At 71.5% G+C, this 11,268-nt stretch carries 12 protein-coding genes; 9 read left to right on the forward strand and 3 right to left on the reverse strand.

Annotated features, from left to right (window positions below; genetic code table 11):
- Positions 1-155: 155 nt before the first annotated feature.
- Positions 156-815, reverse strand: a complete 660-nt coding sequence (locus tag ACFXC1_RS41395) for a fasciclin domain-containing protein (RefSeq protein WP_381252879.1) — start codon at positions 813-815, stop codon at positions 156-158.
- A 70-nt stretch (positions 816-885) separates the two neighbouring features.
- Positions 886-2,502, reverse strand: a complete 1,617-nt coding sequence (locus ACFXC1_RS41400; protein ID WP_381252882.1) for a molybdopterin-dependent oxidoreductase — start codon at positions 2,500-2,502, stop codon at positions 886-888.
- Positions 2,503-2,775: 273 nt separating this feature from the next.
- Here ACFXC1_RS41400 and ACFXC1_RS41405 point away from each other — a divergent pair, with 273 nt between their 5' ends.
- The 4 genes from ACFXC1_RS41405 to ACFXC1_RS41420 all read left to right on the forward strand — a co-directional run bounded on the left by ACFXC1_RS41405 (position 2,776) and on the right by ACFXC1_RS41420 (position 4,926).
- Entirely contained in the window at positions 2,776-3,189 is a 414-nt protein-coding gene (locus tag ACFXC1_RS41405; protein ID WP_381252885.1) for an ATP-binding protein, read from the forward strand.
- Positions 3,190-3,380: 191 nt separating this feature from the next.
- The gene (locus ACFXC1_RS41410; protein ID WP_381252888.1) at positions 3,381-3,965 is read left to right on the forward strand and encodes an RNA polymerase sigma factor; all 585 of its coding nucleotides are present in this window, start codon (positions 3,381-3,383) and stop codon (positions 3,963-3,965) included.
- Complete coding sequence (locus ACFXC1_RS41415) at positions 3,962-4,582, forward strand: Asp23/Gls24 family envelope stress response protein (protein WP_381252891.1); 621 nt, start codon at positions 3,962-3,964, stop codon at positions 4,580-4,582. Before ACFXC1_RS41410 ends, ACFXC1_RS41415 begins: the two co-directional genes overlap by 4 nt.
- On the forward strand, positions 4,579-4,926 hold the full coding sequence (locus ACFXC1_RS41420) for a hypothetical protein (RefSeq protein WP_381252894.1): 348 nt from the start codon (positions 4,579-4,581) through the stop codon (positions 4,924-4,926). Before ACFXC1_RS41415 ends, ACFXC1_RS41420 begins: the two co-directional genes overlap by 4 nt.
- Positions 4,927-5,066: 140 nt before the next feature.
- Here the strand turns inward: ACFXC1_RS41420 and ACFXC1_RS41425 are convergent, their stop codons facing one another.
- Positions 5,067-5,510, reverse strand: a complete 444-nt coding sequence (locus tag ACFXC1_RS41425; RefSeq protein ID WP_381252896.1) for a helix-turn-helix domain-containing protein — start codon at positions 5,508-5,510, stop codon at positions 5,067-5,069.
- 205 nt (positions 5,511-5,715) lie between these two features.
- Between ACFXC1_RS41425 and ACFXC1_RS41430 the strand changes: the two genes are divergently transcribed.
- Genes ACFXC1_RS41430 through ACFXC1_RS41450 form a run of 5 tightly spaced genes read left to right on the forward strand, consistent with a single transcriptional unit; the run spans position 5,716 to position 11,144 of the window.
- On the forward strand, positions 5,716-7,032 hold the full coding sequence (locus ACFXC1_RS41430) for an NAD(P)/FAD-dependent oxidoreductase (RefSeq protein ID WP_381252899.1): 1,317 nt from the start codon (positions 5,716-5,718) through the stop codon (positions 7,030-7,032).
- Positions 7,029-7,760, forward strand: coding sequence for a DUF1365 domain-containing protein (locus tag ACFXC1_RS41435; protein ID WP_381252901.1), 732 nt, complete (start codon positions 7,029-7,031; stop codon positions 7,758-7,760). Before ACFXC1_RS41430 ends, ACFXC1_RS41435 begins: the two co-directional genes overlap by 4 nt.
- A complete protein-coding gene (locus tag ACFXC1_RS41440) occupies positions 7,757-9,043 on the forward strand; it encodes a class I SAM-dependent methyltransferase (protein WP_381252904.1) in 1,287 nt (428 codons plus the stop codon). Before ACFXC1_RS41435 ends, ACFXC1_RS41440 begins: the two co-directional genes overlap by 4 nt.
- Positions 9,040-10,350, forward strand: coding sequence for a class I SAM-dependent methyltransferase (locus ACFXC1_RS41445; protein WP_381252907.1), 1,311 nt, complete (start codon positions 9,040-9,042; stop codon positions 10,348-10,350). The genes ACFXC1_RS41440 and ACFXC1_RS41445 overlap by 4 nt, the downstream gene beginning before the upstream one ends.
- The gene (locus ACFXC1_RS41450) at positions 10,347-11,144 is read left to right on the forward strand and encodes a DUF1295 domain-containing protein (RefSeq protein ID WP_381252910.1); all 798 of its coding nucleotides are present in this window, start codon (positions 10,347-10,349) and stop codon (positions 11,142-11,144) included. The genes ACFXC1_RS41445 and ACFXC1_RS41450 overlap by 4 nt, the downstream gene beginning before the upstream one ends.
- The last annotated feature ends 124 nt before the right edge of the window (positions 11,145-11,268 follow it).

Raw genomic sequence — 11,268 nt, forward strand, 5'->3', positions numbered from 1 at the left:
ACCCCCAACGCGCGGGCCCCCCGGCCGGCCCGCGGGGGGGATCGCCGGGGGGCGCGGGGGGCGGCCAAAACCCCCCCGCCCCCCGGCGTTTTCTCCCCGTCACAGGAGTCGGGCTGCCCGGCGCCGCCTGTGCGGCGCCCGGCGTGTCGAGGGCGTCAGCTGGTGGGCATCAGGACGGTGTCGATGATGTAGACGTTGGCGTTCGCCGTCTTCACGTTGCCGCAGACCACCTTGGCGGAGTCGTCCACGGTGTACGACTCGCCCGAGCCCGAGGTGGTGACCTTCGACTTCTCCAGCGTGGCGAAGGAGCCGTTCTCCAGGTCCTTCGGGGCCAGCCTCTGGCCGACGACGTGGAAGGTGAGGATCTTCGTCAGCTGGGCCTTGTCGTTGAGGACCTTGTCCAGGGTGGCCTTCGGGATCTTGGCGAAGGCGTCGTTGGTCGGCGCGAACACCGTGATGTTCTGGGCGTTGTTGAGGGTGTCGACAAGCCCGGCCTTCTTCACCGCCGTCACGAGGGTGGACAGCGCCGGGTTGTTGGACGCGGCGGTGGCGACCGGGTCCTGGGCCATGCCGTCGAAGGAACCGGCACCGCTCTTCGGGACCGAGGCACAGGCGGTACCGAACGGCTGGTCCGCGGAGGCGCTGCTGCCGGAGCCGGTCATGCTGTCGTCCGACGAGGTGGCCGACGCGGACGCCTTCGAGGAGGAGTCGGCCTTGGTGGAGTCGCTGCTGTTGTCGGAGCAGGCGCTCAGCGCCAGCGGGAGCACGGCCGCGGCAGCGGCGGTCACGGCGATGCGACGGATGCGGGTGTTCATGGTGTGTCTCCTGAGGATTCGTGCAGCCTGAGCTGCTGTGAAGGGGCAAGGGGAAAAGTGGCTTGAGGGGTCAGTCGACGGTCACGACCACGGAGTGCCATCCGCTGGCGCCGTCGGGGATGGTGCGCGTGCGTCTCTCGGTCTGCACCTGGCCGGTGCGGTCGGTGGCGCGGACGGTGAGGGTGTGGCCGCCCTTGGTGGCGTGCCAGGGGAAGGACCACTGTCGCCAGGTGTCGCGGGTGTCCTGGGCGGCGAGCCGGGCCTGTTGCCAGGGGCCGTCGTCGATGCGGACCTCGACCTTGTCGATGCCGCGGTGCTGGGCCCAGGCGACCCCGGCGACCATGACCGTGCCGGTCTTGGGCCGGGCGAACGGCTTGGGGGTGTCGATGCGCGACTCGGTCTTGACGGGAGCCCTGCGAGCCCAGCCGCGCTTGACCCAGTAGGGGTCGTAGGAGTCGAAGGTGGTGAGTTCGATGTCCTTGATCCACTTGCAGGCGGAGACGAAGCCGTACAGGCCGGGCACCACCATGCGAACCGGGAAGCCGTGCGCGAACGGCAAAGGTTCGCCGTTCATCCCGACGGCGAGCAGCGCGTCGCGGCCGTCCATCACGTCCTCGACCGGGCTGCCGATCGTCATCCCGTCCACGGAACGGGCCACCAACTGGTCGGCAGGGCCACCCGCGGAGGGCGGCTCGACCCCGCACTCGGCCAGTAGATCGGCCAGTCGTACGCCGATCCAGCGGGCGTTTCCCACGTAGGGGCCGCCGACCTCGTTGGACACGCAGGTGAGGGTGATGTCGCGTTCGGTGAGCTCGCGCCGCAGCAGGTCGCCGAAGGAGAGGGTGACAGGGCGGGTGACGCCCTTGCCGTGGATGCGCAGTGTCCAGGTCGTGGCGTTGACCTTGGGCACCACGAGCGCGGTGTCCACACGGTAGAAGTCACCGTTCGGCGTGGTGAAGGGGCTGATCCCGGGGATCCGCAGCTGGGCGCCCCTGGGTACGGCGGCGGCTGCGGAGGTGGGCCGGGGCAGGACGACCTTGTTGCGGGAGGCGACCGCGTTCTGGCCGCTCGCACTGTTCAGCGTCCGGCCCAGCACCCCGGCCCCGGCGGAGGCGGCGGCAGCGGCCGTCGCCGCGATCACGAAGCCGCGACGGTCCCAACCCGCTCCGGAAGACAGACCTCTCTCCTCGCCGCCGTGGGGCTCCGGGTACGGATCCCGCCGCGCGAGGCGGCCCACCAGGACGTAGAGGACCGCGGCTCCCGCGATCGCGCCCACCACGGAGGGCAGCGCGTCGGAGAGGCTCGTCGAATCCGGCCGGCTGGTGGCCGACAGCGCCCCGACAATTCCGAAGAGCAGAACACCGGCAGCACCGCTGCGCCGAAAATTCAGTGCGACAATTCCCAGTACCAGAGCGAAAAGCGCCAGCATCGCGAGAATTCCGATCTGAAGAACCAACTTGTCATTGGTTCCGAAGTGCCGGATCGCCCAGTCCTTCACAGCGGCCGGGGTGCGGTCGATCGCCGCGCCGCCGACCGCCACGACCGGGCCGGCCTGCGGGCGTACCGCGGCCGACACCAGCTCAGCGACGCCGAGGGAGGCGAGGCCGGCCAGCACACCGCTGCACGCACCCAGAGGCAGGCGCGCCCAGGTGAGGCGCTGTCGCGTTTGCTTCTCGTCGTCGGTCACGTGGGGAATCCGGCTCCGAAAGCCCGGTGGATTGGTCGGCTACCCGATCGGATGAACTTTTCTCCCGGACCAATCCGTCCCCGAACCGGCTACGGATACAAGAAACGTCGAATTTAGCTCTCCGCTGTCGGGCGAGCCTTTGCGGTCGCTCGCTGATTTCGGCGTCCCGGCGGTACCGAGTACCTGTATCCGGCGCAAAAGTTGGTTCCCGCGGCCATCCGTCTTCGTGTCTGTCACGGATCCCTTTTGGAGAACAAAAGGAGTTGATCCGTCATGGAACGCTCAACTGTGGGCCTCGCACTCGTGCCGGCCGACGGTCTCGGTCCGGTGCGCGGCAACGTACGCGAACAGCTCGCACAGTGGGGGCAGAGCGCTGTCGCCGACGACTGTCTGCTCGTGGTCAGCGAGCTGCTGGCCAACGCATACGGCCACGGCACGGCGCCGGTACGGCTGTCACTCGCCCTGCACGCGCAGGCGGGCGGTCAGGTGGTGCGGGTCCAGGTCTCCGACATGGGTCCGGGTTTCGACATCGAGCTGGTCAGTGCCCGGTGGAGGCACCCCTCCTTTTGCCTGAGCCAGGGTGGCCGTGGGCTGGTGCTGGTCGACGCGCTCTGCCTGGCGTGGGGCGAGCGGCGTGACCGCCGCGGTCACACCGTGTGGGCCGACCTGCGCCGCGGCACCGCGTGATCCCGGCTCCGAGTGTTCCGCGCCCCGTTCCTCCTCGCCGGAACCGCACGCACGGGTGACTTCCGGGAATTTCCTCCTCTCGTGATTGCCGTGCGGCGCATCCGTAGAGCGCCCGTCTCCGGAAGTCGTCCGTAACGAGTGCGGCACAGCGGTGTCCAAAGTTGAGAAGACCGGATGAGAGGAGCCGCCCAGTGGTGGGGGCCCGCACACAGAGCGCACCACCCGACGGCCGGGGTGACACGGACGACGCCCTGTTGGCGGTCCGGGCAGCGGAGGGCGACGAGGATGCCTTCGCCGTCCTCGTCCAGCGCCACGCACCGGCGTTGATCCGGCTGGCCACGCGACTGCTCGGCACCAGGGTCGAGGCGGAGGACGCCGTGCAGGACGCTTTCCTCAGCGCCTGGCGGAGGCTGCCGGAGTTCCACGGCCACGCCACTTTCGGTACGTGGATGTACCGGATCGTCACCAACCGCTGTCTGAACGTGCTGCGCTCCCGCAGGCCCGTGGCCCCGCTGGAGGCGGCCGGTGACGTCCCCGCGGCCGAGCACGCCACGTCGCCGGCCCGGATCGCGGAGGGGCGTGACGCGGTCCGCGAGGTGCGGGAGGCCCTCGACCTGCTGTCGGCCGAGCAGCGGGCCTGCTGGGTGCTGAGAGAATTGGACGGTCGGTCCTACGAGTTCATCGCGGACGCGGTCGGCATCAGTCAGGAGGCCGTCCGCGCCCGGGTCTTCCGCGCACGCCGTTGTCTGACACAAGCACTGGGGGCCTGGCGATGACCGCCCACGACGACCCGCTCAACGACGCCCCCGGCAGCGAGGACGAACACCTCGCGTGCGGACGGCTGATCTCCTCCGTGTGGGAGGCATGGGAACAGCAGGCACAGGACCCGCACATGCTCTCCTGCCCGTACTGCCGACGCGCCGTGAGCGAGCTCGAAGCACTGGAGAGCGCCGTGCGCGGCCTCCGCGACGATACGGCGGACCCTTCGGGCGACGACGTGGCGACGCTGACCCAACGTGTCATGGACGTCGTCCGTCTCGAACTCCGCCCGGGTCGGCCGATGCCCCTGGGCGAACCGGGCGAGGATCTGTGGATCATGGAAGCGGTCGCCGCCCGGTCCCTGCGCGCCGCGGCCGAGCGGGTGCCCGGAGTACGGGCCGGCTCCTGCCGCCTCGTTCCCGGCCCGGGCGGCGGCGGGGCGGGCGCCGTCGAGGTCCGTCTCGACGTCCACGCGCCGTCCGGCGCCGTCCTGCCGGAGCTCGCCGACCAGGTTCGCCGACAGGTGTGGGCCGCAGCGGAAAGCGAGCTGGGCATGCCCATGGCGTCGGTGGACATCCGTGTCACCGATCTCGTCGACGTCCCGGCCGACAGCCAGGAAGGCTCCGCCTCATGACCCGGACCGCCGTTCACGCCACGCTCACCGAGGAGATCGCCCGCGCCGTGGAGGACCTGCCGGGGGTGGCGTTCCTGAAACCAGGGCTCACCGGCCTGCTGCGCTCCACCCTGCCCCGGTCCGACCGGAGCACGCCCGCCGCGTCGTCGGCAGGAGTGCGGGTGAGCAGGCCCAGCGGCGCCGAGGGCTGGCACGTCGAGATCAGCCTCGTCGCGCTGCGCCACATGCGCGGCGTGGATGTCGCGCGCGCCGCCCGACGCACCGTAGAGGAGCGCGTGGCCGCGCTGTTTCCCGCGGAGACGACGCCGGCACAGGTCAGAGTGACCATTACCGGCCTGGTCTGACCTGCTGCCCGTGTCCCGTTCGCTCGGAGGCCTACAGATGCGGCTACGGAGAAGTGATCATGAGATGCAGGACAACCGACCAGGCGCAGGCCGCAGCTGCCACGACACGCAGTCTGCGACGGCGCGCGGGTGCGACCGGATCAGCACCCGCTCCCACGGGACGGGCGAACGCGACCGGGGCACGCACGGGTGTGACCTGGGGCGCCGCGTTCGCCACCGACGGACCCGGCCGGGGTGCCGAGCGGCCCTGCGGCCGGCCGCCCTGAGCCGCGCCTCGCGGCCCGGCGGGGCGGGTGCACCGCTGCCGGTGGGGCCGCGGTGCCGGCGGTGGCCAGTCCCTGGGCCAGGCCGCTCAGGAACGCCGCGTAGGCGGCGCGCCGAAGGCCGGTCGGGGTGGTGCGTCCGCTTTCCCAGGAGCGCACCGTCGCCGTGGTCACGCCGAACGCCGCGGCGACCTGCTCGTCGGTGAGCTGCCACGCCCGGCGCAGCCCGGCGCGCTCCTCGGGTGCGGGCAGAGGTGCCTTTCCGTCCCGGCGGCGCGGGTGGGACGGCATGGGGTGCTGGGGCAGAAGGTTGATCGTCACGACGGTATGACAACCGGCAACCAGGTCATGTGATCACTACGGGCCCCGATTGCACCCGTATGCCGTAACACATGGCGACGCTCAGGTCGCGCCGGGTGTTTCTCACCGGTTCGACGGAAGACCGGCCATTTGGCCAATCCGCTCCCGCTACGGCTTCGGATTACGCGCGGAACGAGTTGTCCGCGGCCGACCGGAAGGAGAAGCGATGTCAGGTGTGCCATGGAGCGGACCGCGGGAGCGGCGGGGGACGGCCGACGGAGCAGGGCGGCGGAGCGTCGCCGTCGTCGGCAGCGGTGTGGCTGGGCTCACCGCCGCGTACATCCTGAGCCGCGACCGTCACGTCACTCTGTACGAGGCCGACAACCGGCTCGGCGGGCACGCCCACACCCACCAACTGGCCTCCGACGACGGCGTGACCCGTCGCGTCGACTCCGGGTTCATCGTGCACAACCGGCGCACCTATCCGCATCTGCTGCGGCTCTTCGACGAACTCGGCGTCGCCACGCAGGAGTCGGAGATGAGCATGTCGGTGCGGTGCGAGGGATGCGGGCTGGAGTACGCGGGCGCCCGTGGCCTCGCGGGGCTGTTCGCCCGGCCGCGAAACACGCTGCGCGGCTCCTACCTGCGGCTGCTCGCCGAGGTGCCCGCCTTCCACCGCGCCGCGCGCCGCCTGCTCGCGAAGGAGCCCGAAAGCCCCCGCACTCTGGGCGCGTTCCTCGACCGGGAGGTTTTCTCCGCCTACTTCCGCGCCCACTTCATGACCCCGCTCGTATCGGCGGTGTGGTCCTGCGACGCCGCCACCGCCCAGCGCTACCCGGCCGTCTACCTGTTCCGCTTCCTGGAGCACCACGGGATGCTCTCCGTGACCGGAGCACCGACCTGGCGCACCGTCACGGGCGGTTCGCGCACCTACGTCGACGGGGTCGCCGCACGCCTCGACGAGGTGCGCCTCGCGGCTGCGGTGCGCGCCGTGCGCCGGCATCCTGACGGCGTCGACATCACCACGCACGACGGCATCACGCAGTCGTACGACGGTGTGGTGGTCGCCACCCACCCGGATCAGGCGATCCGGCTGCTGGCTGACGCCACCCCCGGTGAGAAGGAGGTCCTCGGGTCCTTCCGCTACTCCCGCAACACCACGCTCCTGCACACCGACACCGGTCTGCTCCCGCGCGCCCGGCGTGCCCGCGCCTCCTGGAACTACCTGATGCCGGCCTGTTCGACCGGCTCCGATCAGGTTCGCGTCAGCTACGACATGAACCGGCTCCAGCGTCTCGACGCGCCCGAGACCTACGTCGTCACCCTGGGCGGGCAGGACCGGGTGGACCCGGAGCGGGTGCTTGCCCGGATGGTGTACGAACACCCGGTCTACACCCCGGAGTCGGTCGCCGCGCAGGCACGCCTGCCCGGGTTGAACACGTCGGTGACCGCCTACGCCGGGGCCTACCACGGCTGGGGTTTCCACGAGGACGGGTGTCGCTCCGGCGTCCTGGCCGCCGCGGCGCTGGGGGTGCGCTGGTGAGTGCCCCGCCGGCTCTCTACCGGTGTGCGATCAGCCATGTACGGACCGCACCGGTCCGCCATGCGCTGCGCCACCGCACGTACATGTGGCTGATCGACCTCGACAACCCGCCCCGACTCCCGCGTCCACTACGGCCGTTGGCACGCTTCGACGCGCGCGACCACTTCGGCGGGGACCAGCCGTCCCTGCGTGCCGGGCTCGACGCCTTCCTCGCCGCGCACGGCGTGGACCTGGCGGGCGGCCCGGTCGTCATGCTGACCCACGCCCGCGTGCTCGGCCACGTGTTCAACCCGCTGACCCTGTACTGGTGTCACGACCGCGACGGCACGGCGCGGTGGGTGGTCGCCGAGGTCCACAACACCTACGGCGAACGCCACAGCTACCTGCTGTTTCCCGACGGGACAGGCACGGCACACGCCGACAAGAAGTTCTACGTCTCGCCGTTCTTCCCCGTCGACGGCCGCTACCGCATGCGCCTGCCCCGCCCCGGCGAGCGGCTCGACCTGACCGTGCACCTCGAACGCGCCGGCGGCAGGCCCTTCACCGCGACCGTCCGCGGGAGCCGCCACGACGTCACACCGTTCGCGCTGCTGCGGCTGGCCGTGCGCCATCCGTTCTCGACCCTCGCCGTGTCCGCCGCCATACGCCTGCACGGCATCCGCCTGTACCTGCGAGGGCTGCCCGTCCAGCCCCGCCCCCACCACCGCACCCCGGAGAACGCCTCATGACGACCGCCGAACACCGTCCCGCCGTACGGCCGTCGGCCCCGCCGTCCACACCCGCAGCCGTCGACCCGGCCCGCTGGCCCGACGTGGCCGCACCGCCGCGGGCGTCCCTCGCCCGCAGGGCCGTCACGGCGGCCGTCCTGCGCCGCACCTTCGAACGCCTGCCGCTGCGTGTGCGGTTCGCCGACGGCACCACCGGCGGGCAGGGCGGACCGCTGCTCGAGGTCCACGACCCGACAGGGTTCTACGGCCGTATCGGCGCCCGGGGGCTGATCGGCTTCGGCGAGTCGTACATGGCAGGCGAGTGGGACGCCCCCGACCTGGTGGCCGTCCTCGCGGTGCTCGCCCGCAACGCGGCCACTCTGGTCCCGGCCCCGCTGCAGCGGCTGCGCGGGCTGTGGGCGCCGCGCCGGCCGCACGCCCAGCGCAACACCCCCAACGGTGCGCGTACCAACATCAGCCGCCACTACGACCTGTCCAACGACCTCTTCGCCCTGTTCCTCGACGACACCCTCACCTACTCCGCGGCCCTGTTCCGCGCCCTGCCCGCCAGCTGGGAGCTGCTGGCCGCGGCCCAGCACCGCAAGATCGACCGCCTGCTGGACCTCACCGAGGTCAAGGCGGGCAGCAGGGTGCTGGAGATCGGCACCGGCTGGGGCGAACTCGCGATCCGCGCCGCCGCACGCGGCGCCCAGGTCACCTCGCTCACCCTCTCCCGCGAGCAGCGCGACCTCGCCCTCGAACGGGTCGCCGCCGCGGGCCTGTCCGACCGGGTCCGTATCGACCTGTGCGACTACCGCGAGGCCCGCGGTACGTACGACGCGGTCGTGAGCGTGGAGATGATCGAGGCCGTCGGTGCCGAGTTCTGGCCCGACTACTTCCGCACCCTCGACGACCGGCTGGCCCCCCAAGGACGCGCCGCCGTGCAGGCCATCACCATGCCGCACGAACGGATGCTGGCCAGCCGGGACACCTTCACCTGGATCCAGAAGTACATCTTCCCCGGCGGTCTGCTGCCCTCCGTCGAGGCGGTGGCCGACGCCGTGAACGGCCACACCCGGCTGCGGACCGAGCGCAGGGACGGCTACGGAGCGCACTACGCCGAGACGCTGCGGCTGTGGCGCGAACGCTTCACCGAGCGGGCCGACGAGGTGGCCTTGCTCGGCTTCGACGACACCTTCCGCCGCATGTGGACCCTCTACCTCGCCTACTCCGAGGCCGGGTTCCGCTCCGGATACCTCGATGTGCAGCAGTACCTGTTCACGAAGGAGAGCCTCGCCCGATGACCACCATCCCCACTGTTCGCGCAGGCGCCGCCCAGCGGCTCGCCGCGCTCGCCGAGACCGCGCTGGGCGGACCTCTCCCGCTGCGGCTGCGGGCCTGGGACGGCAGCGAGGCGGGCCCCACCGAGGGCCCGGTCGTGGTCGTCCGCTCCCGGCGCGCCTTGCGGCGCCTGCTGTGGCAGCCGGGAGAGCTGGGCCTGGCGCAGGCGTATGTCACCGGCGAGATCGACGTGGCGGGAGACCTGGCACACGGGCTGCGCGTCATGTGGGCAGCCGCACGGGAACGCCGCCTGCACCCGCCACGGCTCGGACTTGCCGGCCTGGCCCGCGCCACCGGAGCTGCCGCGCTGCTGGGCGCGGCCGGACCACGGCCGCCCGCCCCCGCCTCCCAGGCACGGCTGCGCGGAGGTCTGCACAGCAAGGCCCGCGACCGGGCCGCCATCAGCCACCACTACGACCTCTCCAACGACTTCTACCGCCTCCTCCTCGACGAGACCATGGCGTACTCGTGCGGCTACTGGAACGGCGACGAGCCGGACCTCACCCCGGCCGGCGCCCAGCGCGCCAAGCTGGAGCTGATCTGCCGCAAGCTCGCTCTCACCCCAGGAGCCCGGCTGCTGGACATCGGCTGCGGCTGGGGTTCGCTCACGCTCTACGCGGCAGAGCAGTACAAGGCGCAGGTCACCGCCGTCACTCTGGCCAAGGAACAGGCGGCCCACGTCCGCGAACAGGTCGCCGAACGCGGATTGGAGCATCTGGTCGAGGTGGTGTGCCAGGACTACCGCGACATCACGGGCAGCGCCTACGACGCCGTCTCCACCGTCGAGATGGGCGAGCACGTCGGGGACGCCGAGTACCCGGCGTTCGCCGCCGCCCTGCACCGCCTGGTCCGGCCCCGGGGACGCGTGCTGGTGCAGCAGATGTCCCGCGGGAGGAAGGCGCCGGGCGGCGGAGCGTTCATCGAGGCGTACATCGCCCCCGACATGCACATGCGCCCGCTCGGGGAGACCGTCGCCCTGCTGGAGGAGGCCGGACTGGAGGTGCGCTCGACCGAATCGCTGCGCGAACACTACGTCCGCACCATCGCCGCCTGGCACCGCACTCTTGAGGAGCGGTGGGACGACTTCGTCCGGCTCGTCGGCGAGGAGACGGCCCGGGTGTGGCGCCTGTACCTGGTCGGCGGGGCCCTGGCGTTCGAGGAGCGGCGGATGGGAGTGGACCAGATCCTGAGCGTGCGGCCGACACCCGGCGGGGACGCCGGCATGCCCGCGACGCCCGGGGACTGGTACGCGGGGCTGGACCAGCTGTGAGCGGCTTCGAGTGGGGCGCCTTCGCGGTGAATCTGGGATGGGCCGCCGCGGTCTCGCTCGCCGTCATGCTGGTGACGTTCGCGATCGCCGTTCGGCGTGGTCTGCACCGGATCGTCGACGTCGCCTGGGGAATCGCCTTCACCGCGGTCGCCGTCGCCAGTTGGGCGGTCTCGGCCGGCGAGGGGGATCCGGGCCGCCGGTACCTGGTCACCGTGCTGACGGCGGTGTGGGGTCTGCGGCTGGCCGGGCACATCGCCCGGCGCGGCCGTGGGCAGGGTGAGGATCCGCGCTACGACCAACTGCTCGGCAAGGCGCCCGGCAGCCGGAACCTGTACGCCCTGCGCATGGTCTACCTCGTCCAGGGTGCTCTGGTGTGGTTGGTGTCGCTGCCGGTCCAGGCCGCGCAGTATGTGCCCGGTCCCATGACGTCGTTCGCCGCCGCCGGTACGGCCCTGGTGGCTCTGGGTGTGTGCTTCGAAGCGGTCGGGGACGCCCAGCTCGCCCGGTTCAAGGCGGATCACTCCCACAAAGGCCGGATCATGGACCAGGGACTGTGGCGCTACACCCGTCACCCCAACTACTTCGGCGACTTCTGCGTGTGGTGGGGGCTGTACCTGATCGCCTGCGACTCCGCCGGGGCCGCCGCAGCGACGGTCGTGTCGCCGCTGGTCATGAGCTATCTGCTGATCTGGGGCAGCGGGAAACGCCTGCTGGAGCGGCACATGGCCCAGCGGCCCGGATACGCGAAGTACGCGGCCCGCACCAGCGGCTTCTTCCCGCGCCCGCCCCGTTGAGGTGGGGGGGGGCCCCCCCCCCCCCCCCAGGCGACAGGCGGCCAACGAGAACGTCAGTGGGGTCTACCCCACCCCGGTGGGGGGCGGGTTGTTTTAGGAGTGCTATGGAGTGGTTGTTGTGTCT

This window comes from Streptomyces hokutonensis, from assembly GCF_042751305.1.
In the GTDB taxonomy this organism is placed as follows: domain Bacteria; phylum Actinomycetota; class Actinomycetes; order Streptomycetales; family Streptomycetaceae; genus Streptomyces; species Streptomyces hokutonensis_A.